We start from the raw sequence: 23381 nt of genomic DNA, 5'->3' as shown, positions 1-23381 counted from the left end.
TGCCGGTGCCGCCGGGCCGGTCAGTGGGCCGTCCACCCGCCGTCCAGGACGAGCGAGGTGCCGGTGACGAAGGACGCCTGCGGGCCGCACAGGTAGGCCACGGCCTCGGCGACCTCCTCCGGTTCGATGAGCCGCCGCACGGCGCTGTCCTTCAGCAGGACCTCGGCGAGCACGCGGTCCTCGGGGATGCCGTGCGCCTCGGCCTGGTCGGCGATCTGCTTCTCGACCAGCGGGGTGCGCACATAGGCCGGGTTCACACAGTTCGAGGTCACTCCATGGGCGGCGCCTTCCAGCGCTGCCGTCTTGGACAGCCCTTCGAGGCCGTGTTTGGCGGCCACATAGGCGGACTTATAGGCCGAGGCCCGCAGACCATGGACGGAGGAGACATTGACGATCCGGCCCCAGCCCTGCGCGTACATGTGCGGCAGGGCGCCCCGGATCAGGCGGAAGGGGGCTTCCAGCATCACGGTGAGGACCGTGTGGAACACCTCGGGCGGGAACTCCTCGATGGGCCGCACGAGTTGCAGGCCGGCGTTGTTGACCAGCACGTCGGTGCCGGCGGCGGCGCGTTCGGCGGCGTCCAGGTCGGTGAGGTCCACGACCACGGGTACGACGGTGCCCGCGAGGTCGCCGGTCCGCTCCGCCTGCTCGGCCAGTTCGGCCAGGCCGGCCGCGTCCCGGTCGACGGCGCGCACCTCGGCCCCGGCGGCGGCGAGCCGCAGCGCGCAGGCGCGGCCGATGCCGCCGGCGGCACCGGTGACGAGGGCGGTGCGGCCGCCGAGGTCGAGGCTGGGGGGCCGGGATCGGGGGCCGGGCCCCGGAAGGGGGGTGGACGAGGTCATGTGCCGACCCTAAGCGGAGCCCCACGGTCACCACATGTGGTGACCACCCATACTTCAGCTGGCAGTCATAGGGTCGAACCATGTGGGTGCATCCGACATGGCTTGCTTGATCCGAAAGAGCCCGAACTCATCCAGGTCGGGCAGCGCGTCGACCGTGAACCAGCCGACCTCCAGCGACTCGTCGTCGTTGACCCGGGCCTCGCCGCCCACCGCCCGGCAGCGGATGGTGACGTCCATGTACTGGCACGTGTCGCCGTTGGGATAGGTCACCGGCTCCAGCGCCTGCACCAGGACGACCCGCTCGGCGACGCAGTGCACCGCCGTCTCCTCGAAGACCTCCCGCACCGCACAGGCCGCGGGCTGCTCGCCCGGCTCCGGGATGCCGCCGATCACCGACCACTCGCGCGTGTCGGACCGCCGTCCGAGCAGCACTCTGCCCTCGTCGTCGAAGACGATCGCGGTGACGCCGGGGAGCCACAGCAGCTGTTGACCGGCGGTGGCCCTGAGCGTGCGGATGAAATCGGGAGTAGCCATGATCCCGACCCTAGGGTCTGTTGCGAAAGCGCGGTGAAAAGGGGGACCTGCAGAAGGAGCCACCCGGCGGGATCTTCGTCGAGCCGGCCGACCACGGCCTCGGACGCTCCCGTGGCGGACTGACCAGCAAGATCCACCTCGCCGTCGAGCAGGGGCAGAAGCCCTTGTCCGTCGTGATCACGGCCGGGCAGCGGGGCGACTCCCCGCAGTTCGAGCTGGTCCTGGAAGCCATCCGGGTTCCCCGGCTGGGGCTCGGCAGGCCGCGCAAGCGCCCGGACCGGGTCCGGGCCGACAAGGCGTACGACTCCCGTGGCAATCAGCTCCTACCTGCGCAGACGAGGGATCAAGGCCACCATCCCGGTTCCGGCGGACCGGGTCCGCAACCGCCTCAAGCGCGGATCGCGTGGCGGGCGTCCACCGGCGTTCGACAAGGACGACTACAAGCAGCGGCACGCGGTCGAGTGCGGGATCAACCGGCTCAAACGCCACCGGGCCGTCGCCGCCCGGTACGACAAACTCGCCGTCCGCTACGAAGCGACCGTGCTGGTCGCAGCCATCAACGAGTGGCTGTGACCAGCACTTTCACAACAGACCCCAGCGGGCCGGTGCGCCGCGTCAGGGCCGCTTCGGGAGTCGTATGACGGTCGTACGGCGCTCATACGGCGGCTCGTACGGCGGTCGCGCGCACCGCGCACCGCACGCCCACGGCTACGCGCCACCGGCGCGCCGGGCGCGCGGTCCGGACCCGATCGCCCAGCCGATCCCGCCCGCGGCGACCAGCACCAGGGCGATCTCCGGAAGGATGCCCAGTTCGGTGGCGGGGGTCGTGGACGTGCGCAGCGGCACCTTCTGGACGAGATAGGCGGGCACGAACATGCCGGTCCTCTGGGTGATCCGCCCGTCCGGCATGATGACCGCGCTGACCCCGCTGGTCACCGGCACGGTCACGGTGCGGCTGTGCTCGACGGCGCGGACGCGGGACATGGCGAGCTGCTGGTAGGTCATCTCGCTGCGGTCGAAGGTGGCGTTGTTGCTCGGCACGGAGATCATCTCCGCGCCGTGCGTCACCGTGTCCCGCACCGCCCAGTCGAAGGCGGCCTCGTAGCAGGTGGCCAGGCCCACCCTGGCGCCGTCGATGTCGAAGACACCCGGCTTGGCGCCCCTGCTGAAGTCCTGGCGGGCCATCTCGGTCCAGCTCTTGTTGATCGCGCCGACCAGCGAGCGCAGCGGGAGGTACTCGCCGAAGGGCTGGATCTGCCGCTTGTCGTAGGTCTGCGTCGGTCCCTTGACCGGGTCCCACAGGATCTGTTCGTTGAGCAGCTTGCCGTCCCGCTCGACCACGCTGCCGACGGAGATGGGCGCGCCGATGTCCTTGGCCGCCTGCTCGATGACCGCGGCGGCGTCCGGGTACACGAAGGGGTCGATGTCGGAGGAGTTCTCCGGCCACAGGACGTAGTCCGGCCTGGGAGCCTTGCCCGCCCTGACGTCGGCGGCGAGCTTGTGCGTCTCGCGCGCGTGGTAGTCGAGCACGGCCCGCCGCTGGGCGTTGAACTCCAGCCCGGCGCGCGGCACGTTGCCCTGGACGAGCGCCACGGTCGCGGTGCCGTGCTGCGCGGAGTCGCTCACCAGCGCGCGGGCGGCGACCGCGCCCGCCACCGGTACCGTCACGCCGAGCAGCGCCGCGGTCGCGGCGGCGCGCCGCACGACCCGGCCACGGCGCCGCTCGGCGATCAGCCGGCCTGCCTCGTACAGGCCGAAGCCGCACAGGACGACCGCGAAGCCGAGCACGGGGGTGCCGCCCAGCGCGGCGAGCGGCAGGAAGACGCCGTCGGCCTGCCCGAACGCCACCTTGCCCCACGGGAAGCCCTGGAAGGGCACCCGCGCGCGGGCCGCCTCGCCCGCCGTCCACACGGCCGCTGCCCACACCGGCCAGGCGGGCAGCCGGGAGACCGCGGCGACGCCCACGCCGACCAGCGCGATGAAGACCGCCTCGATGGCCACGAGCGCCAGCCAGGGCAGCGGGCCGACCTCCACGCTCGTCCACACCAGCAGCGGCAGCAGGAAACCCAGCCCGAAGAGATAGCCGAGGCCCAGGGCGGCCTTCCAGCTCCGGCCGCGCAGCACCCAGCCGAAACCGGCGAAGGCGGGCAGGGCCAGCCACCACAGGGTGCGCGGCGGGAAGCTGACGTAGAGCAGCACCCCGCAGAGCGCGGAGGCGGCGGCCGGGACCAGGCGCAGCAGCCGGCCGCGCGCACCGGAGGCCCGGCGCGGCTGGAGCTGGTCCGACTGGTCCACGGAAGTTGCGGTGACGGTCACCCGGGTGAGTGTACGGCGGGTGACCTCACCGCCGACAGCGCGGCCGGGCCCCGCACACCGGCGTCCGCCGCTGGTCACGGTGCTGCTCCGCGCACGTCCGGCGAACCGTGGGTGAGCCGGCCCGCCACCGGCCGGAGGGCCGGGTACGGCGGGCGACGGGCGCCGTGGGTGCCGGCCGCCGGAGCCGGGCACGCGGTGCGACGGGTCAGGCCGCCGTCCCCGGCTTGATCGTCCGCAGGCGGTCCCTGATGACCCGTACCGCCGTTTCCGCGTTGTCCACGGTGATCGTGAACGTGTGGCCGTCCCACAGGCGCAGCACGATCCCCTCGCCGCGGCGTACGACGACCGCGGTCCCCTTCTCGGGACGCCAGCGGTAGCCCCAGCCGCCCCAGTGCCGGGGGGTGACGAGAGCGGTGAAGTCGGCGCCGGCCACGTGGGAGAGCGGGATGCGGCGGCGCGGCAGGCCCATGTGCCCGCAGCGCACTTCGACGCACTCCTTGTCGAGCTTGAGGTCGACGTGCACGAAGGCGAGCGTGCCGAAGATGACCAGCAGGCCGGCCGCGATGCAGCCCACGACGGACATCACGAGCGGGGCGATGCCGGAGCCCCAGGCCGAGTCGACGGCCAGCTCGATGCCGAGCGCCATGCAGGCGGCTCCGACCAGCGCGAGCAGCCACTGGACCCGGTTGGTGGCGCGTCCCGTCCAGACGTCCGGGCGGGGGGTGTCGTCGGCGTCGGGGTGGTCCCTCATGTGTACGAGGTTACTCACGTTTCGCACCGCCGGTAGGGCGTGGCACGGGGTGACTGGCCCGGCCGGGGCACGGCGGACCGTGCGGCCGGGCCGGTTACGCGCCGGTCAGCGGACGGGGCTGACGGCCTGGAGGAAGCGGCCCTCCTCGTAGGAGAGCGCCGTGTCCGGGAGGGTCGCCTCGCGGCCGCTCAGCAGCACCGTGAGCGGGGTGCCGGCGACGGCGGCCGGGACCGACTCCGCTCCGATCCGGCGCAGGGCCTGGGCGGCCACCGCCCCGGCGGTGCCGTGCAGGATGAGCGGCGGTCGGCCGGGCCGCTGGACGGCCGCCCGGATGCGCTCGGCAACCAGCTCGTAGTTGGTGCAGCCGAGGACGAGCGTGGTGACGTCGTCGGGGGTGCGGGCGGCGGCCGAGGCGATGGCCGCGTCGATCGCCGCGTCGTCCGCGTGGTGCACGGCGTCCGCGAGACCGGGGCAGGCCACCTCGGTCACGGTCACGCCCGCCGCGAACTCCTCGATCAGGCCCCGCTGGTAGGCGCTTCCCGTGGTGGCCGGGGTCGCCCAGATCGCGACGGGCCCGCCGCCCGCGGCGGCCGGCTTGATCGCCGGAACGGTACCGATGATCGGCAGGTCCGGCTCGAAACGGGCCCGCATCGCCGGCAGGGCGTGCACCGACGCCGTGTTGCAGGCGACGATCAGGACGTCGGGGGCGTGTGCGGCGGCGGCCGCGGCGACGGCGATGGCCCGCTCGGTGATGTCCTCGGGAGTGCGCGGTCCCCAGGGCATGCCGTCCGGGTCCCACGAGAGCACGAGATCCGCGTCGGGTCGCAGTCGACGTACCGCGGCGGCGGCGGGCAGCAGGCCGATTCCGGAGTCCATGAGCGCGATCTTCACCCGGCCACGATAGACGATGGGGCCTCGTGGGCCGTCCGGGTGGGGCAGACTGCGGCCGTGAGCGCCTTCCTGTGGATCACCGTCGTATCACTGGCCGCCTGGTGCTGGCTGCTGCTGGGCCAGGGCTTCTTCTGGCGCACGGACGTCCGCCTGCCGCGGCGCCGGGACCCGGACGTGTGGCCGTCGGTCTGTGTGGTCGTACCGGCCCGTGACGAGGCCGCCGTGCTGCCCGCCGGCCTGCCGTCGCTGCTGGCGCAGGACTATCCGGGACGCGCGGAGGTCTTCCTGGTGGACGACGGCAGTACGGACGGCACCGGGGACCTGGCCCGCGAGCTGTCCCGGCGGCACGGCGGGCTGCCGCTCACGGTGGGATCGCCCGGGGAGCCGCCGGCGGGCTGGACGGGCAAGCTGTGGGCGGTGCGGTACGGCATCGGGCTGGCACGCGCGCGTGACCCCGAATACCTGCTGCTCACGGACGCCGACATCGCGCACGCGCCGGACAGCCTGCGCGAGCTGGTGGCGGCGGCCGGCACCGGCGGCTTCGACGTCGTGTCGCAGATGGCGCGGCTGCGGGTGGCGAGCCGGTGGGAGCGGCTCGTGGTCCCGGCGTTCGTGTACTTCTTCGCGCAGCTGTATCCCTTCCGCTGGATCGGCCGGCCGGGCTCGCGCACCGCCGCGGCGGCGGGCGGCTGCGTCCTGTTGCGCGCGGACATGGCCGAGAAGGCACGCATCCCGGAGGCCATCCGGCACGCCGTCATCGACGACGTCGCGCTCGCGCGCGCGGTGAAGGGCGCGGGCGGCCGGGTCTGGCTGGGGCTGGCCGACCGGGTGGACAGCGTGCGCCCCTATCCGCGGCTGCGCGACCTGTGGCGCATGGTCTCGCGCAGCGCCTACGCGCAGCTGCGGCACAGTCCCCCGCTGCTCCTCGGTACGGTCGCCGGGCTCGCGCTGGTGTACCTGGTCCCGCCGGCCGCCGTCGTCGGGGGCGCGGCCGGCGGCGCCGCGGCGGTCGCTGTCGTGGGGGCCGCGGCGTGGGCGGTGATGGCGGGGACGTACGTGCCGATGCTGCGTTACTACCGGCAGCCGCTGTGGCTCGCCCCCCTGCTGCCGTTCACCGCGTTCCTCTATCTGCTGATGACGGTCGACTCGGCCGTGCAGCACTACCGCGGGCGCGGGGCGGCGTGGAAGGGCCGCACCTACGCCCGTCCGCACGCCGTGGCCGACGAGGGCTGAGCCCGGTCACTTGCGGCCGGGCGTCCAGTTCATGCCCCAGCCGTAGGCGCGGTCCACGGTCCGCTGCGGGCTCACCCCGCGGTCCGGCACCAGGTACCGGGCCTCGCGCTGGACGAGCAGGTCGCCGCCGGTGTTGGTGATCAGCGCGAGCGCGCACACCGGGGAGTCGACGGTGCACTCGTCCAGCGAGAACTCGATGGAGGCGCCGTGCTGCGGCTGGAGGGTGACGGTGGCGTGCAGGTCCGCGAAGGACCGGGCGCCCTCGTAGATGGTGACGAAGACGAGGACGCGCCGGAAGTCCCGCGTGTGGTCGAGGTTGACGGTGAGGTTCTCGCCGGCCGCGGCGGCTCCGGTGCGGTCGTCGCCGTCGAGGTGGATGTACGGCGGCCGGTGGAGCGAGCCGAAGGCGTTGCCGAGGGCCTGTACGACTCCCTTGCGGCCGTCGGCGAGTTCGTACAGCGCGCACAGGTCGAGGTCGATGTCGCCACCGCCGCCCCGGCGGCCCCGGCCCGTGGACCGCTTGCGCGTCTGCCAGTTGAGGTTCACCCGCATCGCGCCGGACGTGCCGCCCTGCTTGGCCAGCGAGACCGAGGGCGACGCCTTGGTGAGGGTGACCTTGGAGAGGCGGACGGGCTGGGCCGGGGGCGGCGCGGTGGGCGCCGCGGCGGGGCGCGGCGGGGTGGCGGCCGGGGCCGGCGCGGCCGGCGGCGCGGTGTGCTGCGGTTCGTCCACGGTGATGCCGAAGTCCGTTGCCAGGCCCTCGAGTCCGCTGCTGTAGCCCTGGCCGACGGCACGGAACTTCCAGCCGCCCTGGCGGCGGTAGAACTCGCCGAGCACGAAGGCCGTCTCGACGGTCGCGCCGGAGCTGTCGAAGCGGGCGACCACCTGGCCCGAGGCGGCGTCCGTCACCTCGACGGAGAGGTCCGGGACCTGTCCGAAGGTGCCGCCGTCGGCGGAGGCGGCGAGGACGATGCGTTCGACGGCGCCCTCCACGCGCGCGAGGTCGACCCAGAGGGTGTCGGTGACCCGTCCGCCGGTCGTCCGCTTGCCCTCGTGGCGTACCGCGCCGGAGGAGTGGGCGGGCTGGTTGTAGAAGACGAAGTCCCCGTCGGAGCGCACCTTTCCGTCGGCGAGCAGCAGTGCCGAGGCGTCGGCGTCCGGAACCCCGGGGCCGGAGCGCCGGCCCACTTCGACGCGCAGTGCCGTGGTGGGCACCGCTGTGTTGGCTCCTTTGGGCATTGACATGTCCGCCCCCTCACGTGTCGGCTTCCGGGTCTCGCCCCGCGTCCGGGTCACCCCTTCCCGCCCAACCTATGGCCGGGTGCGCCGCACGCCCACGAGCGGCGCAGGAAGATCGCCGGTCAACCGCCGGTAACCCGGGACGAACCCGGCCTTTACACGATCCAAACGTTGATCGGCGTCCCTTTTTGCCAAGTTCGCTCGTATTGAGGATCGCAGGCTCCCACCGACACGGAAAACAACCCTCTTATCGGTCTCCCCAACCAGCACATCGTGGGCTTAACTTATGTGCCATGACCTCCCCCCGCTCCACTTATGGTGGCGGCTACTACTCCGCCTCCTTCCCGGACACCCCGATCTACGACTCGCTCGTCGCCGAGCGTGGCACCCCGCAGATCGCCCCGATCCGGGTCCCCGCCGCCTACGACACGGGCAGCAGCAACAGCCTGCCCGCCCTGCCGTCGGCCCTCCCCGCCCTCCCGGCGGCACCGGCACAGCAGCAGCCCCCCGCCTACGGCTATCCGCAGCAGCAGCCCGCACCGCTGCAGCAGGCGCCCACGGCGTACATCCCGCAGCAGGCGAGCGCCCCGCGCGGCTACCCCGGCCCGCAGGCCCCGCAGCAGCAGCGGCCGATGGCGCCGGGCAACGGGTACGAGGCCATGCGCCCGGCCGCGCCGCGGCCCGCGCCGGCTCCCTACCAGGACCCGTACAACAACCAGCAGTACCGCGGGTACTGACCGCCCGCGTCCCGGCTGCCCGTGCCGCCTGGCACGATGGACGGCATGGGACATGCCGAAGTGGAGTCGATCCACGTCCACCCGGTCAAGGCGTTCCGGGGCCTCTCGCCCCGGGAGGCCGTCGTGGAGCCCTGGGGCCTGGCCGGTGACCGGCGCTGGGCGCTGATCGACCACGGGGGGAAGGTCGTCACGCAGCGCGACCGGCCGCGTCTCGCCCTGGCCGCCGCCGAGCCTCTGGCCGGCGGCGGCCTGCGTCTGTCCGCGCCCGGTCTGCCGCCGCTGACGGTCGCGGTGCCGGAGCCGGCGGGGACCGTGCCGATGGACGTGTTCGGCACGAAGGTGGAGGGGGTCCCGGCCGACCCGGCCGCGGACGCCTGGTGCAGCGCCTTCCTCGGGTACGGGGTCCGTCTGGTCCACCTGGACGACCCGGCCACCCGCCGCCCGGTCGACCCCGAGTACGCGCTGCCCGGCGAGACGGTGAGCTTCGCCGACGGCTATCCCCTGCTGGTCACCACGGTGGCCTCGCTGGACGCCCTGAACTCCCTGATCGCGCAGGGGCCGGACGCGCACGAGGGCCCGCTGCCCATGAACCGGTTCCGGCCGAACGTCGTGGTCGCGGGCACCGAACCGTGGGCCGAGGACCACTGGGAGCGGATCGCCGTCGGCGAGGTCGTCTTCCGGGTCCCGAAGCCGAGCGGACGGTGCGTGGTGACCACCACCGACCAGGCCACGGCGGTACGCGGCCGGGAACCGCTGCGCACGCTCGCGCGCCACCGCAGGATCGGCGGCAGACTGCTGTTCGGGCTGAACCTGGTGCCCCTCTCCCCGGGCACGATCAGGGTCGGCGACCCGGTGCGGGTGCTGGGGTAGGCACCGGCCCGCGCACAGCCGCCGGTGATGATCCGGCGGACCGGGAACCGGGGGGCGGGTGCCGGTCGTTGGGCAAGCGTGAGAAATTCGTGAGGAGCCGCGTGCGTCAGGTGCCGCGGCGGACGTGAAGCGCTCTCACCCGGTCCGGTCCGGGGCCGAGCGCGGATGCCGGGGTCGTGACGGACCGGAAGGGGGTGGGGCATGCGAGCACTCAGTGGGCTGTGGCGCTGGCGGCACAATCCGCTGTGCCGCGCGACCGATCTGGCCGAGGCGTGGGCGGCCCTGGTGGCGCTGCTGCTCATCGCCGTGGCCGCGCCCGTGACCGGCTGCCTGGTCGGTGCCGCCGCCCGGGACTCGCTCCAGCGGTCCGTACTGGAACAGCGGCACACACGCCATCCGGTCACGGCCACCGTGGTGCGGGACATGGGCGGGGCCCTGCCGGAGACCGACCCCGACGCCGCTTCCACGCGCCGGACCGGCAGCCGCGTCCTCGCCGACTGGACCGCTCCGGACGGCACACCGCGGCACGGCCCGGTCCTCGCGGACCTCAAGTCCCCGCACCAGGGGGACCACTTCCGGCTCTGGACCGATCCGCACGGCCGAATAACGACCCGCCCGCTGGACTCCGCCACGGCGACGACGCACGCCGTGCTCGCGGGAGCCGGCGCGGCCCTGCTGACCGCCGCCCTGGTCGAGGGCGGCCGGCGCCTGACCGTCTGGCGCCTGGTCCGCCGGCGCTACGCGCGCTGGGACCAGGCCTGGGACCGGGCGGGCCCGGACTGGGGCAAGGCGGGCACCGGCAGCTGACGGCCTTCCGGCTCTGGTCAACCCGGCGTGCACGCACGCGCTACGGTGGACCGGCCGAAGCGCATTCGGCGACAACCCGCGGGTGCGTGAACCCCGGGGCGCACAGGACTCCAGGGGCGCCGACGCGCTGACGTCCAGGGGGACCGAGCACGGCCGCGGTCCAGGCACGGCGGCAGCGCCCCGGCGGACAGCGAGCCATCAGTACGACGAGGTGGGGGCACAGCAACGCCATGGCACAGGGCACGGTCCAGGTGACGCACACCGGTACTTCGCGGTGGCGGCGCCGCACGGGTGAGTACGCATCGCTCGCCGCCGCCCTGGAGGCCGCCGCCGACGGCGACGTCCTCACCATCGCCCCCGGCACCTACCGGGAGAACCTCGTCGTCCAGCGGGCGGTGACACTCCGTGGGCCCGAGGGCTCGTCCGGCTCGGTGCGGATCGCGCCGGTGGACGGCGTCCCGCTCACCGTGCGGGCCTCGGCCGTCGTGCAGGACCTGCACGTGGAGGGGCAGGACGCGGCGGCGCCCGCGCTGCTCGTCGAGGAGGGCACGCCCGAGCTGATGGACGTGCGGATCGTCACGCGGTCCGCCGCCGGCATCGAGGTGCGCGGCGGCGCCCGCCCGACCGTGCGCCGGTGCACCGTCGACAACCCGGCCGGCATCGGCATCGCCGTACTCGACGGCGGGGGCGGGGTGTTCGAGGAGTGCGAGGTCGTCGCGGCCGGGCAGGCGGGCGTGGCGGTGCGCGGCGGGGCCCATCCCCGGCTGGAGCGCTGCCGGGTGCACCACGCCTCCGGTACCGGACTGACCGCGACCGGCGAGAACTCCTCGCTGGAGGCGGTGGGCTGCGAGATCTACGAGGTGCGCGGCTCCGGGGTGCAGGTCACCCAGCGGGCCACCGCGCACCTGACCGACTGCGAGGTGCACCGCACCACCGCCGACGGCATCACCCTGGACACCGACGCGGTGCTCACGCTCGCCGACTGCCACCTCCACGACATCCCGGAGAACGCGGTCGACCTGCGCTCCCGCTCGGTGCTCACGCTGACCCGGACGACGGTCCGCCGGTTCGGGCGCAACGGCCTGTCGGTGTGGGACCCGGGGACCCGGGTGGACGCCAACCAGTGCGAGATCTTCGACAGCACCGGCGACTACCCGGCGGTGTGGGTGAGCGACGGGGCCACCGCCGTACTGGAGTCCTGCCGGGTGCACGACGTGCCGGACGCGCTGTTCGTACTGGACCGCGGCTCCCGCGCGGACGTCGTGGACAGCGATCTGTCGCAGGTGCGCAACACGGCCGTGTCGGTGAGCGACGGGGCGACCGCGCAACTGGACGACTGCCGGATCAGGGAGGCGGCCACCGGTGCCTGGTTCCGCGACCACGGCAGCGGCGGCACGCTCCACAACTGCAGTCTGGACGGCACCCAGACCGGTGTGATCGTCACCAAGGGCGCCGACCCGACCATCGAGCGGTGCACGGTCGACTCCCCCGCCGAGGCCGGTTTCTACGTCTCCGCGGGCGGCCGGGGCAGCTTCCTGAACTGCCGGGTCACCGGCAGCGGCGGCTACGGCTTCCACGTGATCGACGGCTGCCGTACGACGCTGCGCAAATGCCGTACGGAGCGGTGCGCGCGCGGCGGGTACGAGTTCGCCGACGCCGGCCCGGACGCCGGGCCCGGAACCGGACCGGTCGTGGAGGACTGCACCAGCGACGAGAGCGGCGGTGTCCGGCCGCCCGCGGTCCGGGAGGCGGCCGTGGAGACGGTGACGCAGCCCGCGGGCCTGCTCGGCGCGCTCCCCGGGCAGCGGGCGGCGGAGCAGGCGCCGCCCGTGGCCGTGGTGGAGCCGGAGGAGCCGCCACGCACCTCGAAGGACGTGCTCGGTGAACTCGACGCGCTGGTCGGCCTGGAGAGCGTCAAGCGCGAGGTGCGGGCGCTGACCGACATGATCGAGGTGGGCCGGCGCCGGCAGCGGGCGGGACTGAAGGCGGCCTCCGTCAAGCGGCACCTGGTCTTCACCGGCTCCCCCGGCACCGGCAAGACGACGGTCGCCCGGCTCTACGGCGAGATCCTCGCCTCGCTGGACGTGCTGGAGAAGGGCCATCTCGTGGAGGTGTCCCGGGTCGACCTGGTCGGCGAGCACATCGGTTCCACGGCGATCCGCACCCAGGAGGCCTTCGAGCGGGCCCGCGGTGGCGTGCTGTTCATCGACGAGGCGTACGCGCTGTCCCCGGAGGACGCCGGGCGGGACTTCGGCAAGGAGGCCATCGACACGCTGGTGAAGCTGATGGAGGACCAGCGCGACGCGGTGGTGGTGATCGTCGCCGGGTACACCGCGGAGATGGAGCGCTTCCTGTCCGTCAACCCGGGCGTCGCCTCCCGCTTCTCCCGCACCATCACCTTCGGTGACTACGGCCCCGAGGAACTCCTGCGGATCGTGGAGCAGCAGGCCGACGAGCACGAGTACCGGCTGGCGCCGGGCGCGGCCGAGGCGCTGCTGAAGTACTTCACGGTGATCCCGAAGGGCCCGGCGTTCGGCAACGGCCGCACCGCACGGCAGACCTTCGAGGCGATGGTGGAGCGCCACGCGAGCCGCGTCGCCCAGCTGCCCGACCCGACCACCGACGACCTGACGCTGCTCTACGCGGAGGACCTGCCGGACCTGCCCTGAGCCGTCCCGCGGCCGGCCAGGTCACGCCGGGGGACCGGCGGCCTCGTCCCCGGGCTCGGGCTCGGTCTTGGGGCGCTGGCCCGGCAGCTCCGGCTGGAGGCGGGTCAGCAGGCGGGTCCGCTCGCGGGTGAAGGCGGGGTCCGACTGGTAGTCGGAGTGGCCGAGGATCGGGGCCGGGAGCGGGTGGTCCGGGGTGCGGCCGTAGGCGAGGGGGTCCCGCAGGGGCTCGTGGTCCACGTCGGGGGAGGTGCCGTCGGGGACGCGGACGGGGCCGCCGATGGGATCGGTCCGCCGGTAGAGGTTGCGCCAGCAGTCGATGTCGTGGTGCAGGGCGGCCAGGGCCGGCGGGCCGAAGTGGGCCGGGAACCAGCGGCCGTACAGGCGTTCCAGCGGGGAGCCGTAGGTGAGCAGGGCGACCCGTCCGCGTACGGACGGCGGGAGCTGCCAGGCCGCCGCGGCGGCGAGGACGCTGCCCTGGGAGTGGCCGGACAGCACCAGCCGGCCCCCGGTGCGCCGGGTCCAGGTGGCCATGCGCCAGGTCAGGTCCGGTACCGCGCGCTCGGCGTAGCAGGGCGGTGCGAAGGGGTGGGCAGCGCGCGGCCAGAAGGTGCCGACGTCCCAGAGGATGCCGATGGTGCGCCGGGCCGAGGCGTCCTTGTAGGCGCGCCTGCCCCAGGTCACGAAGAGCAGGAAGCCGAGGCCGACCAGCCAGGAGCCGAGCGCCTGCGAGGTCTCGGCCACGGCCCGCACGAGGTGGTGGGTGTGGTGCGCGGCCCCGTCGGGCGTCTTCCTCGTGACCAGGGCTCCGGCCAGCGCCACGGAGCCCAGGACCAGGGTGGCGGCGGTGAGCACGGCGACGACGAGCGGCGCCCGGTCGGTGAGGGTGGCCATGGCCCGCGCGTGGGCGATGGCGCGGGTGCGGGACGGGTCCTCGGGCTCGCCGGGGTGCTCGCGGCGGACCCGGTCGCGTTCGGCGCGGGCGAGCCGGGCGGTGTGCAGGGCGAGCCCGGCGGTCAGGAGCAGCAGGATGGCGAGGAGCGGCGGGATGACGGACGCCTGCCACGTCAGCAGCACCGGCGGGCCGGTGAGCACGGCACGGGTGCCGTCCAGCCAGTCGGCCACGCGCTGGGCGACCCCGCCGGAGATCACGCCGCCCAGCGCACAGGCGAGCAGGGTGACGGCGGGACCGCCGAGCCCGTGCATCGCGGCGCGCGGCTCGGGGCGGCGCCGGTGCAGGTATCCGGCCACGGCGGCGAGGGCGACGACGAGCACGCCCTGGCCCAGCATGAGGGCGCCGAAGGAGGGGTCGCCGGGCAGCCGGCCGGTGGACCGCCAGCCGGGCCGGGACCAGCCGGCGTACACCAGTGCGAGCACCAGCAGGGCGAGCGCGGCGAGCGGCAGGCCGCGTACGACGTGCCGGTCGAGCCGCTGGTCCGGCCGCCTCTCGCTGCGGCCCCGGCGGCAGACCACCGCGACCACCGCCGCCCCGCAGACGAGCAGGGCCGCCGCCAGCAGCAGGCCGAGCAGGTCCGGGGCCGCGGGCCCGCCGGGCCGGTGGTCGAAACGGACCGCCGGGGCGGTGACGGCGCCGGCCACCGTGAGCAGGCCGGCCGCGGTGTGCGCGGCGCGCAGCCGGGCGACCAGCCGGCGCCCGTACCAGAACCCGGGCCGCACCAGCGCGCTGCCGTGGGCGGCGGGTCCGGCGTCGTCACCGGGCGGCTCCGCCCCGCCCGAGCCGGCTCCGCCGCCGGCCGGCCCCTGCTCGTCACCGGCCGGTCCCGGGGCACGGGGCAGCGGTCGGTGGGACTCGTAGGCGCGCCAGGTGCGGTGGGAGAGGTACCACAGCAGGCCGGTCAGCGAGAGCGGCAATGCCGACGCGAGGGCGAGCCGGCGGCCGGGGGCACCCCACCAGCCGCCGGCCGCGGGCGACAGGAAGTCCAGCCAGGAGTGCCGGCGGAGGCAGGCCTGGACGCCGGCGCACTGCCAGGCGACCAGGTCGAGCGCCACCTCGCAGGCGGCGGCCACCAGCAGCACGGTCAGGGTGAGGGCGGACAGACGCACCAGGAGGCCGTAGAGCCGGACCACACGCGGCCGGCCGGGTGCGGCGGGGCGCATCCAGTGGGCGAGGTTCACCACCATGAACGGCAGCAGCAACAGCCACAGGGCGCGGCTGCCGTCGCCCGAGGTGAGGTTGCACCAGACGTACGCCTCCCGGACCGGTCCGCTCCGCGGCTCCCGCCCGCGCTGCCGCCCCGCTGCTCCCCCGGCCCCGCTCCCGTCCGGGGCGGCCCCGGTGTCCCCGGCGCGCCGGAAGACGGCGGCCGTGTCGTCGCCGGTGACCCGGACCGTGCGTGGGTCACCGAGCATCTTCTCCGGCGTGGTCCCGCCGACCCCGTGCACCAGCAGTTCCAGCTCGGTCTCCGGCGGCTCCCCGGACCGGCCCTCGTACGGTCCGGCGGGACGCCGCTCCCGCTGCCCCACCGGGTGTTCCCGCGCGCGTTCCACTGTTCTCGCACTTCCCCCATGACGCCCTGACGCCTGTGCCGTGCGCGCTCCAGGATCTCCGGTCCGGCGGCCGGGTACACCTCTCGTCACGGAATCTCCCCGAACCGAGTGCCGCCGGACGGGTCGCGACGCGGTGGCGCAACCGGTGCCGACCCGTGAAAAGATGGGACGCCCGCACACTGCCGGACAGATGGACGTTCCTGGTCGGAGCCGGTGCGCCGGGCGTGTCGGACGGATGGCGGCGAAAGGACCGGAGCGTACGTGAGCGAGAATCAGAACCTCCTCGCGGAGCAGCGCCGCGCCCTGATCGTGGACGAGGTCCGGCGCCGGGGCGGGGTACGGGTCAACGAGCTGACCCGCAAGCTCGGTGTCTCGGACATGACGGTGCGCCGCGATCTGGACGCGCTCGCCCGCCAGGGCGTGCTGGAGAAGGTGCACGGCGGCGCGGTGCCGGTGGTCGAGGCGAGCACGCACGAGCCGGGGTTCGAGGCGAAGTCGGGTCTGGAGCTGACCGCCAAGGAGGACATCGCGCGCGCCGCGGCCGGCCTGGTCGGCCCGGGGGCGGCGATCGCGCTGTCCGGCGGTACGACGACGTACGCGCTCGCGCAGCACCTGCTGGAGGTGCCCGACCTGACCGTGGTGACGAACTCGGTGCGGGTCGCGGACGTCTTCCACTCGGCGCAGCGCACCGCGGGGCAGCGGCAGGGGTCGGCCACGGTGGTGCTGACCGGCGGGGTGCGCACCCCGTCGGACTCGCTGGTGGGGCCGGTGGCCGACCAGGCGATCGCCGCGCTCCACTTCGACCTGCTCTTCCTCGGGGTGCACGGGATATCGGTGGAGGCCGGTCTGTCCACGCCGAACCTCGCGGAGGCCGAGACCAACCGGCGGCTGGTGCATTCCGCGCGCCGGGTCGTGGTGGTCGCGGACCACACCAAGTGGGGTGTGGTGGGCCTGAGTTCGTTCGCCGCGCTGGAGCAGGTGGACACGCTGGTGACCGACGCCGGCCTGCCCGCCGAGGCGCGCGCGGAGATCTCCGAGCATCTGCGGGTGCTGGTGGCGGGCGAGCCCGGGGACGAGGACGGCACAGACAGCTGAGAGCCCGTCAGCTAGGCTGACGGGTGTCCGGTTGACGATGCCCGGTCAACCGACCCGCGCCCGTGTCACGAGGGGGTTTTCGTCCATGGCTCGTCGGCTGCGCCCGGTGGATCCCGGCTTCATCGGGACCGCCCCCGTACGCATGGTCTTCGCGCGGAACATCTCCGCCCCGCCCGAGCGGGTCTTCCGCGCGCTCGCCGAGGATGTGCCCGGCTGGGCCGAGTGGTTCGCGGCGGTGACGCTCGCCCGGGCCACCGACGGCGGCTCCGGGCGGGAGATCCGGCTCTGGGGCGGGGGGCGGTTCGCGGAGACGGTGCTCGTCGCGAAGGCCCCCGAGGTGTACGCCTACCGCGTCGACAGCACCAACGCGCCGGGCGCCCGTGCCCTGGCCGAGGAGTGGCGCCTGACGCCCCGGGACACCGGCACGCGTGTGCAGTGGACCTTCGCCGCCGACGGGACGGCGCCGTTCCGGTTCGTCCTCACGCTGGCCCGGGCGGGCCTGGGGCGCGCCTTCCGCGACGCGGTGACGTCCTTGGACAGGTACGTGGCCCAGCGGTGATCAGCCGCCGGCGTGCCGCGCCTCGGACAGGACCGCTGCCATCAGTTCCGCGTCCAGCGCCGAGACGTCGGCCATCCGGGAAGCGGCCGAGAGGGAGTTCAGCAGGGTCTTGGTGACGCGCAGCGCCGCCGGGGGGCGGCGGACGACGGGCCTGGCCCAGGCGTCGACGGCCGCGTCCAGCTGGTGAGCCGGCACGACCTTCTGCAGGATGGACAGGGAGTGGGCTTCCGCCGCGCCGAACGCCCGGCCGGTGAGGACGAGTTCGCGGACGCGGGCGGCGCCCACCTCGTTGATGAGCCGGGGCAGCAGGCCGCCCCAGGCGGTGGGGAGCCCGAGGGCGAGTTCGGGCAGCCGGAAGGTCGCGTCCTCGGAGCCGACCCGCAGGTCGCAGGCGAGTGCCAGGGCCATGCCCGCCCCGATGGCCTTGCCGTGGACGCGGGCGATGGTGACGGCCGGGTTCCCGGTCAGGGCGTCGCAGACCCGCCGCGCCTTGGTCCCCGAGACGCGGATGCCGCTGCCGGTGGGGTCGGCGGCGAGGTGCCGGGTGAACTCGCCGCGGTCCCCGCCGAGGCTGAAGTCGTCGCCGCTCCCGGTGAGGACGAGCACGCGGACCGCCGGGTCCTGGTCCTGGAGGACGGCCAGGAGGTCGTCCAGCAGGGCGTCGGTGACGGTGTTGCCGTGCTCGGGGGTGTTCAGCTCGATGGTGAGGACCGGCCCCTCCCGGTGGGTCCGCAGGGTCTGCCGTACGGGGCCGGCCGGGAGAGCCGTGAGGGGGAGGGCGGTCATGTCGTCGCTTTCCGGGGAGTCGTGTCGTCGTCGGTTCCGGGCGGGTCTGCCGTCAGGTGCGGGGAGTTCGCCTCCAGGGGGTCACGCGGTCACCATGAGGGAGGTGACGCGCCGGAAGACCATCCGGCGCGCATACGTCGGGCCCGCGGTCGGCCGCAGGGTGGGGAATCGTTCCAGCAGCTCGCTGAGGAGCAGGCGGGCCTCCAGCCGGGCCAGGGCCATGCCGAGGCAGTAGTGGGCCCCGCCGCCGAAGGTGAGGTGGGCGCCCTTGCGGCCGATGTCGAACACGTGCGGATTCGCGTTGCGGCGCGGGTCGTGGTTGGCGGCGCCGTAGAGGACGTGGACGGTGGTGTCCTTGGCGACGGGGACGCCGGCGAGGACGGTGTCGTCGGCGGCGTACCGGGAGTTGAGGTGGATGGGCGGGTCGTAGCGCAGCACCTCGTCGATCGCGGCGTCGATGTGTTCGGGGTGCCGGCGCAGCCGGTCGGCCAGGGCCGGGTCCCGGGTGAGGAACCACACGGCGTTGGTCAGCAGGGTGGCCGTGGTCTCCAGGGACGCGATGGTGATGAACATCGTCAGGTCGTAGAGCGTCTGGTCCGCCGCCGCGCGGTCGTCGGGGTACTGGGCGTCCCAGTAGCGGATCCAGCCGGAGAGGACATCGTTGCCAAGGTGGCGGCGACGGTGGGCGATCAGGCGGGTGAAGAAGGTCCTCATCTCCAGGGTGGCCTGGGCGGAGACGGCCAGTTCGCTCTTGGTGGGCAGGAGTTCCTGGGCGTGGACCTGGCGGTGGGTGAAGTCCAGGATCCGCGGGTAGTGCTCGGCCGGGATGGCGAGCCACTGTCCGACGGTGTGGATCGGCAGCCGGTCGCCGACCGTGCCGGCGAAGTCGGCCTCGCCGCGGGTGCGCAGTTGCAGGGCGAGGCGGTCCAGGAGCCGGGTGACGTGGCCGGCGATCCGGGGCCGCATGGCCTCCAGGGTGCCCCGGTCGAAGAGGTTGCCCAGAGCGCGCCGCTGGAAGGTGTGCACGGGCGGGTTGAGGCGGGAGAGGGTCCGCGTCATCTCCCGCGTCGCCGGCTCCCGCCAGCGCCTCGGGTCGGGCTGGCGCTCCTGCCAGTCGAAGTCGGGGACGCGCCAGTTCCTGCCGCGCAGCACCTGGCTGCACGCCTCGAATCCGGTCACGAAGTACCCGCCCCAGGGCGCGGGCACCACATCGCCCAGTGCGCGCAGTTCCTCCCAGACGGGGCGGGGGTCGGCCAGTCCCTCGCCGGACCTCAGGCGGCGAAGGAGGGGGATGACGACTCGGCGGTCGGGGGTGGTACCGCGTATGACGCCAACGGCGGTCACGCGAAGCTCCTCTGCTGGGCGCTACCGTTACCGCCGGAACCTACCCTTCCCCTCTCCTTCGTCATGCGCCTGTCAGTGTTGCTCCTGTCACATGCCGCACATCAGACCCGGAAAATGTCCAGGAAACTGCTCCAGAATCCCTTCTTCCTGGCCGGCTCGTGGCGACCGGCGGAAGCGGCGGAGGCCGGGACCGTGGGCAGCGGCTGCTCCGCCGCGGCGGAGCCGGTGCGGTTCCGGAGGGCGTTGACCATGCGGGTGGCCGGGGTCGGGCTGAAGGCCACGGGCAGCGCGACCAGGGCCCGGTGGAACGGCCCCGGCCGCCATGCCAGCTCCTTCTCGGCGACGGCGAGGGTGAGGTCGGGCAGGGCATTGAGGATCTTCTCGATCGCGGTGACGGCGATGACCTGCGCCGGGTCCTTGGCCGGGCACGCGTGCGGGCCGGCCCCCCAGGCCAGGTGGGCGCCCTTGCCGCGCTTCAGGCGGGCTTCGGCCAGCGCCGGATCGCTGTTGGCCGCGGCGAAGCTGATGACGACCGGCGTGCCGGCCTCGGCCACCACTCCCCCGAGGTCCACGTCCTGCACCGGGTAGTGGGTGGCGTAGTTGGCGATGGGCGTCTGGTTCCACAGCACGTCGTCGATCGCCTCCTCGACCAGCAGCCCCGAGTCGCGCCCGCTCCTGTCGGGCGACAGCAGCAGGAGCAGGGCGTTGCCGATGAGGTTGCGCTCGGGCTCCACGCCGGCGCCCATCAGCATGACCAGCTGGTCCTTGAGTTCCTCGTCGGTGAGCCCGGCGGGGTGCTGGATCAGCCAGGAGGTGACGTCGTCACCGGGCTGGCGGCGCTTGAGGGCGATCAGCTCCATCAGGCAGGCGGTGAGTTCCTCGTTGGCGCGCAGGGCGTCCTTGCCGTCGAAGATCGCCGACATGGCGCTCGTGAGGGTGTCGCCGATGTCCGCCGGGCAGCCGAAGAGCTTGTTGAACAGCAGCAGCGGCAGCAGCTTGGCGTAGTCGTTGAGGAGGTCGGCCCGGCCGCGCTCGCTGAACTGGTCGATGAGGTAGTCGGCGATGGGCTCGACGTCGCGGCGGATGCGGGTGATGTTGAGCCGGGCCAGACTGTCCGTGACGGCCTTGCGCAGCCGCAGGTGCACGGCGCCGTCGGTGAACAGGCAGTTGGGCCGGTACGCCATCATCGGCAGCACCGGGCTGTCCAGCCCGACGCGCCCTTCGTTGAGCGCCTTCCACCGGCGGGCGTCCCGGGCGAAGAGCGTGGAGTTCTGCAGCACGCGCAGTGCCATCTCGTGGCCGACGACCAGGGTCGCGTCGACGCCCGGGGCGAGTTCGACCGGTCCGGCCGGACCGTGGGCGCGCAGCCGGTCGTAGACCTGCTGCGGATCGGCGGCGAACGCGGCGTCGTGCATGGGGCATCTGGCGCCGGCGGGGGCGGGGGCTGACTGGCGGTCCATGGGGTTCCTTCTGCTGGCTCCGGGCCGAGGCTCCGGGCGGATGGGTCCGGCCGGGGCCGGGGCCGTCCGGGCCGGGGGCCGGGGGGTGGTGCCGGGCCGGGGTCCCGGCAGAGGTCCCGGGCCCGGGCGGAGGGCCTGAGCCCGGGATCGGGGATGGGCGTGCGGGGCGGCCGTGTCAGGCGGCCCGGGTGAGCAGGTGCCGCACGAGCGCGATCAGCGCGTGGGCGGAGGACTGCCGGTCGCGGGCGTCGCAGTAGACGACGGGGGTGTCGGGAAGCAGGTCGAGGGCCTCGCGCACCTCCGCCTCCTCGTACACCGAGCCCGCCTCGAAGCTGTTGACCGCGATGGCGTACTCCAGGCCGTACCGCTCGACGAGGTCGATGACGGGGAACGTCTCCTCCAGCCGGGCGGGGTCGACCAGGAGCAGCGCCCCCAGCGCCCCGCGGGCCATGTCCTCCCACAGCTGCATGAAGCGCTGCTGTCCGGGGGTGCCGAACAGGTACAGCACGAGGTCGTCGCTGAGCGTGAGCCGGCCGAAGTCCAGGGCCACGGTGGTGGTGGTCTTGTCGGCCACGCCTCTGAGGTCGTCCACGTGGAGCGACGCCTGCGTCATCTTCTCCTCGGTGCGCAGCGGGGTGATCTCCGACAAGGAACCGATGAAGGTCGTCTTGCCCACGGCGAAATGCCCGACGACCAGGATCTTGGCAGCGTTGGTCACCGCGCTGGAGACGTAGATGGAGCCGGGGGCCGTCTCAGCCGATGAGGGATTGGAGTCCATTCAGAACCTTTTCCAGGGTCGCTCTGTCAACGTTCTGAGCCCGGGGCGGCTCGGCGCGGCGCAGGAGGTGTCCCTGCTCGAATAAATCGGTCAGCAGCAGCCGGGCCACCCCCACCGGCAGTCCCAGGTGGCCGGCCACTTCGGCGACCGACAGGTAGCCGCCCGCGCACAGCTTCCAGATCGCCGTCACCTCGGGGCCGGCTCCCAGCGGGGGTGTCCGGTCGGGAGCGATGGTGACCAGGGTGTGCAGCGCCAGGTCGTCCGAGTCCGGCAGCGTCCGGCCGCCGGTGATGACGTAGGAGCGGACGAAGTCGCTGGTGACGGAGGCTTCCTCGCCGGGGGTCGTCATGCGCCGGCACCGTTGTCAGAGCGGGGCGCCACGCTCATCGCCTTGCTCAGGCCCGTGACCGTCTTCTGCATGCGGAACGACATGGCCTCCATGTCGACGTCCAGCGCGGCGGAGACGGCGAGGTAGGAGCCCTGGCCGGCGGCGATCAGGAAGATCCAGCCGCCGTCGTACTCCAGCAGCGTCTGCTTCCAGATCCCGTGTCCCGCTCCCACGAACCCGGCGACGGCCCGGCTCAGCGACTGCATGGAGCTCATCGCGGCGGCGTTCGTCTCGGCGTCGTCCCGCCCGATCTCGTCCGAGCGCTGCAGCAGCAGGCCGTCGCCCGAGACGAGGATCGCGTGCCGGGCTCCGCGCACCTCGAGCACGTCGTTCAGCACCCAGGACAGGTCGATGTTCACTTGTTGTCAGGTCCTTCCGTGGTGTTCGTGGTGCGCCCGAGCTGGGTTCCGCGCGCGAACGCGCCGAGCCGGGACGCCGTCACCTCGCTGACGGGCTCGGGCGTGACCTCCTGACCGGCAGTGGCGTCGAGTGCCGGGACGACCGTGACGGGGCCGCTGCGTCGGCGGCGTTTGGGCAGACCTCCCGAGGTCGTCCCCACGACGTGGGTGGGGCCGACCACCGGGACCGGCGCCAGCCGCTGGGGGGCCGCCTCCGGGCCCGTGGCGTCCTGGGCGTCGGCCGCGGGGGCGGGCGCGTCGGGCGCGAGGAGACTTTCGGGCACACGGATCACTGCACGCACTCCGCCGTAGGGGGACACGGAACCGACGGAGACGGCGAAGCCGTAGCGGGCGGCGAGCATGCCGCACACGGCGAAGCCGAACCGCGGCGGATCGCCGAGACCGGTGATGTCGACCGGACCGTCGACCGACAGCAGGGCCGCCGCCCGGTCCTTCGTCTCCTGGTCCATGCCGAGCCCGGCGTCGTCGACGATGAAGCACACACCGGTCGGTACGGTCTGGATGTTGACCTCGACCGGGGTGCCCGGCGCGCTGTAGTTCGTCGCGTTGTCCAGCAGCTCGGCCAGCACGACGGCCACCGGCTCGACGGCCTTGCCGACGAGGGAGACGTTCACCTGCGAGTGGACGCCGACCCGGTTGAAGTCCTTGATCCGGCCCTGGGCGCTGCGCGCGACGTCGTAGACCGTGGCGGCGCCCTCCCGCCGGCCCAGCCAGCCGCCGCACAGCACGGAGATGCCCTTGGCGCGGCGGCCGAACTGGCTGCCGGTGTGGTCGACCGTCATCAGGTCGGCCAGGACCTCGGTGGTGTCGCCGTACTTCTTCAGCAGGCTGTCGAGGAGCACCTGCTGCTCCTCCGCGAGCGACTGGAGCGTTCCCATCGCGGACTTGAGCACCGCCTTGGTCGCCGCCTCCGCGTCCGCCCGGACGTCCGCCAGGTCGCGCTGGTGCTGGGCGGTCAGCGTGGCGATGTGCGCGTGGAGCTCTCCGACATCGCCGCGGGCCTCGCCGAGTCCTGCCTCCAGGTCCTTCTTCGTTCTTCGGAGCGCCATATTGGTTCTCCGGGCCCGCATCACCGCGGCGACCGCGGCGACGAGCACCACCAACAAGACCCACAGCAGTGGATCCTGAGTCAATGACGTCATGAGACTCTCTTCAAGT

Annotated in this window: 21 protein-coding genes and 1 pseudogene; 8 read left to right on the top strand and 14 right to left on the bottom strand. The window is 73.7% G+C overall.

Going from position 1 to position 23381, the window contains the following annotated elements:
• Positions 1–20: 20 nt before the first annotated feature.
• Both ACZ5DC_RS35565 and ACZ5DC_RS35560 read right to left on the bottom strand, forming a co-directional pair.
• Positions 21–842: a 3-hydroxybutyrate dehydrogenase gene (locus ACZ5DC_RS35565; RefSeq protein ID WP_468659783.1), complete on the bottom strand. Its 822-nt coding sequence runs from the start codon at positions 840–842 to the stop codon at positions 21–23.
• Positions 843–896: 54 nt separating this feature from the next.
• The gene (locus ACZ5DC_RS35560; protein WP_468659781.1) at positions 897–1376 is read right to left on the bottom strand and encodes an NUDIX hydrolase; all 480 of its coding nucleotides are present in this window, start codon (positions 1374–1376) and stop codon (positions 897–899) included.
• A gap of 77 nt (positions 1377–1453) precedes the next feature.
• Between ACZ5DC_RS35560 and ACZ5DC_RS35555 the strand changes: the two are divergent.
• Positions 1454–1949: pseudogene (locus ACZ5DC_RS35555) on the top strand (IS5 family transposase); the annotation flags it as partial.
• Positions 1950–2084: 135 nt separating this feature from the next.
• Here the strand turns inward: ACZ5DC_RS35555 and lnt are convergent.
• The 3 genes from lnt to ACZ5DC_RS35540 all read right to left on the bottom strand — a co-directional run bounded on the left by lnt (position 2085) and on the right by ACZ5DC_RS35540 (position 5334).
• Complete coding sequence (lnt, locus tag ACZ5DC_RS35550; protein ID WP_468659779.1) at positions 2085–3692, bottom strand: apolipoprotein N-acyltransferase; 1608 nt, start codon at positions 3690–3692, stop codon at positions 2085–2087.
• 205 nt (positions 3693–3897) lie between these two features.
• Complete coding sequence (locus ACZ5DC_RS35545) at positions 3898–4443, bottom strand: hypothetical protein (protein WP_468659777.1); 546 nt, start codon at positions 4441–4443, stop codon at positions 3898–3900.
• 105 nt (positions 4444–4548) lie between these two features.
• Positions 4549–5334: a glutamate racemase gene (locus tag ACZ5DC_RS35540; RefSeq protein WP_468659775.1), complete on the bottom strand. Its 786-nt coding sequence runs from the start codon at positions 5332–5334 to the stop codon at positions 4549–4551.
• Positions 5335–5373: 39 nt separating this feature from the next.
• Between ACZ5DC_RS35540 and ACZ5DC_RS35535 the strand changes: the two genes are divergently transcribed.
• On the top strand, positions 5374–6567 hold the full coding sequence (locus tag ACZ5DC_RS35535) for a glycosyltransferase (RefSeq protein WP_468659773.1): 1194 nt from the start codon (positions 5374–5376) through the stop codon (positions 6565–6567).
• 6 nt (positions 6568–6573) lie between these two features.
• Here ACZ5DC_RS35535 and ACZ5DC_RS35530 read toward each other — a convergent pair whose 3' ends face one another.
• Positions 6574–7806: a TerD family protein gene (locus tag ACZ5DC_RS35530; RefSeq protein ID WP_468659816.1), complete on the bottom strand. Its 1233-nt coding sequence runs from the start codon at positions 7804–7806 to the stop codon at positions 6574–6576.
• A 293-nt stretch (positions 7807–8099) separates the two neighbouring features.
• Between ACZ5DC_RS35530 and ACZ5DC_RS35525 the strand changes: the two genes are divergently transcribed.
• The 4 genes from ACZ5DC_RS35525 to ACZ5DC_RS35510 all read left to right on the top strand — a co-directional run bounded on the left by ACZ5DC_RS35525 (position 8100) and on the right by ACZ5DC_RS35510 (position 12889).
• Positions 8100–8543, top strand: a complete 444-nt coding sequence (locus ACZ5DC_RS35525; RefSeq protein ID WP_468659771.1) for a DUF6643 family protein — start codon at positions 8100–8102, stop codon at positions 8541–8543.
• A gap of 45 nt (positions 8544–8588) precedes the next feature.
• Positions 8589–9413: an MOSC domain-containing protein gene (locus ACZ5DC_RS35520; RefSeq protein ID WP_468659769.1), complete on the top strand. Its 825-nt coding sequence runs from the start codon at positions 8589–8591 to the stop codon at positions 9411–9413.
• A gap of 201 nt (positions 9414–9614) precedes the next feature.
• On the top strand, positions 9615–10220 hold the full coding sequence (locus ACZ5DC_RS35515) for an Rv1733c family protein (protein WP_468659767.1): 606 nt from the start codon (positions 9615–9617) through the stop codon (positions 10218–10220).
• A 230-nt stretch (positions 10221–10450) separates the two neighbouring features.
• On the top strand, positions 10451–12889 hold the full coding sequence (locus ACZ5DC_RS35510) for a right-handed parallel beta-helix repeat-containing protein (RefSeq protein WP_468659765.1): 2439 nt from the start codon (positions 10451–10453) through the stop codon (positions 12887–12889).
• 21 nt (positions 12890–12910) lie between these two features.
• Here the strand turns inward: ACZ5DC_RS35510 and ACZ5DC_RS35505 are convergent, their stop codons facing one another.
• Positions 12911–15394 (bottom strand): hypothetical protein, encoded by a 2484-nt coding sequence (locus tag ACZ5DC_RS35505; RefSeq protein WP_468659763.1) that lies wholly within the window; start codon positions 15392–15394, stop codon positions 12911–12913.
• Positions 15395–15655: 261 nt separating this feature from the next.
• Here ACZ5DC_RS35505 and ACZ5DC_RS35500 point away from each other — a divergent pair, with 261 nt between their 5' ends.
• Positions 15656–16489: a DeoR/GlpR family DNA-binding transcription regulator gene (locus tag ACZ5DC_RS35500; RefSeq protein WP_468659761.1), complete on the top strand. Its 834-nt coding sequence runs from the start codon at positions 15656–15658 to the stop codon at positions 16487–16489.
• An 85-nt stretch (positions 16490–16574) separates the two neighbouring features.
• A complete protein-coding gene (locus ACZ5DC_RS35495; protein WP_468659759.1) occupies positions 16575–17048 on the top strand; it encodes an SRPBCC family protein in 474 nt (157 codons plus the stop codon).
• On the opposite strand, the gene ACZ5DC_RS35490 is transcribed toward ACZ5DC_RS35495, so the two are convergent.
• From ACZ5DC_RS35490 to ACZ5DC_RS35460, 7 genes are all read right to left on the bottom strand, one after another.
• The gene (locus ACZ5DC_RS35490; protein ID WP_468659757.1) at positions 17049–17834 is read right to left on the bottom strand and encodes an enoyl-CoA hydratase/isomerase family protein; all 786 of its coding nucleotides are present in this window, start codon (positions 17832–17834) and stop codon (positions 17049–17051) included.
• An 81-nt stretch (positions 17835–17915) separates the two neighbouring features.
• Positions 17916–19178 (bottom strand): cytochrome P450, encoded by a 1263-nt coding sequence (locus ACZ5DC_RS35485; RefSeq protein ID WP_468659755.1) that lies wholly within the window; start codon positions 19176–19178, stop codon positions 17916–17918.
• Positions 19179–19279: 101 nt separating this feature from the next.
• Positions 19280–20638: a cytochrome P450 family protein gene (locus ACZ5DC_RS35480; RefSeq protein WP_468659753.1), complete on the bottom strand. Its 1359-nt coding sequence runs from the start codon at positions 20636–20638 to the stop codon at positions 19280–19282.
• 175 nt (positions 20639–20813) lie between these two features.
• Positions 20814–21416, bottom strand: coding sequence for a GTP-binding protein (locus tag ACZ5DC_RS35475; RefSeq protein WP_468659751.1), 603 nt, complete (start codon positions 21414–21416; stop codon positions 20814–20816).
• A complete protein-coding gene (locus ACZ5DC_RS35470) occupies positions 21391–21765 on the bottom strand; it encodes a DUF742 domain-containing protein (protein ID WP_366751536.1) in 375 nt (124 codons plus the stop codon). The genes ACZ5DC_RS35475 and ACZ5DC_RS35470 overlap by 26 nt, the downstream gene beginning before the upstream one ends.
• Positions 21762–22163, bottom strand: coding sequence for a roadblock/LC7 domain-containing protein (locus ACZ5DC_RS35465; RefSeq protein WP_366751537.1), 402 nt, complete (start codon positions 22161–22163; stop codon positions 21762–21764). Before ACZ5DC_RS35465 ends, ACZ5DC_RS35470 begins: the two co-directional genes overlap by 4 nt.
• Positions 22160–23365, bottom strand: a complete 1206-nt coding sequence (locus tag ACZ5DC_RS35460) for an ATP-binding protein (RefSeq protein ID WP_468659749.1) — start codon at positions 23363–23365, stop codon at positions 22160–22162. Before ACZ5DC_RS35460 ends, ACZ5DC_RS35465 begins: the two co-directional genes overlap by 4 nt.
• Between the last annotated feature and the right edge of the window lie 16 nt (positions 23366–23381).

Source organism: Streptomyces sp. NPDC031445 (assembly GCF_055581365.1).
This window is presented reverse-complemented; position numbering and strand designations above follow the sequence as displayed.

Excerpts from the sequence above, each read along its gene's own strand:
- ACZ5DC_RS35565 (WP_468659783.1), bottom strand. The coding sequence starts at position 842 with ATGACCTCGTCCACCCCCCTTCCGGGGCCCGGCCCCCGATCCCGGCCC.
- ACZ5DC_RS35560 (WP_468659781.1), bottom strand. The coding sequence starts at position 1,376 with ATGGCTACTCCCGATTTCATCCGCACGCTCAGGGCCACCGCCGGTCAA.
- ACZ5DC_RS35545 (WP_468659777.1), bottom strand. The coding sequence starts at position 4,443 with ATGAGGGACCACCCCGACGCCGACGACACCCCCCGCCCGGACGTCTGG.
- ACZ5DC_RS35530 (WP_468659816.1), bottom strand. The coding sequence starts at position 7,806 with ATGCCCAAAGGAGCCAACACAGCGGTGCCCACCACGGCACTGCGCGTC.
- ACZ5DC_RS35525 (WP_468659771.1), top strand. The coding sequence starts at position 8,100 with ATGACCTCCCCCCGCTCCACTTATGGTGGCGGCTACTACTCCGCCTCC.
- ACZ5DC_RS35520 (WP_468659769.1), top strand. The coding sequence starts at position 8,589 with ATGGGACATGCCGAAGTGGAGTCGATCCACGTCCACCCGGTCAAGGCG.
- ACZ5DC_RS35515 (WP_468659767.1), top strand. The coding sequence starts at position 9,615 with ATGCGAGCACTCAGTGGGCTGTGGCGCTGGCGGCACAATCCGCTGTGC.
- ACZ5DC_RS35510 (WP_468659765.1), top strand. The coding sequence starts at position 10,451 with ATGGCACAGGGCACGGTCCAGGTGACGCACACCGGTACTTCGCGGTGG.
- ACZ5DC_RS35495 (WP_468659759.1), top strand. The coding sequence starts at position 16,575 with ATGGCTCGTCGGCTGCGCCCGGTGGATCCCGGCTTCATCGGGACCGCC.
- ACZ5DC_RS35490 (WP_468659757.1), bottom strand. The coding sequence starts at position 17,834 with ATGACCGCCCTCCCCCTCACGGCTCTCCCGGCCGGCCCCGTACGGCAG.
- ACZ5DC_RS35480 (WP_468659753.1), bottom strand. The coding sequence starts at position 20,638 with ATGGACCGCCAGTCAGCCCCCGCCCCCGCCGGCGCCAGATGCCCCATG.
- ACZ5DC_RS35475 (WP_468659751.1), bottom strand. The coding sequence starts at position 21,416 with ATGGACTCCAATCCCTCATCGGCTGAGACGGCCCCCGGCTCCATCTAC.
- ACZ5DC_RS35470 (WP_366751536.1), bottom strand. The coding sequence starts at position 21,765 with ATGACGACCCCCGGCGAGGAAGCCTCCGTCACCAGCGACTTCGTCCGC.
- ACZ5DC_RS35460 (WP_468659749.1), bottom strand. The coding sequence starts at position 23,365 with ATGACGTCATTGACTCAGGATCCACTGCTGTGGGTCTTGTTGGTGGTG.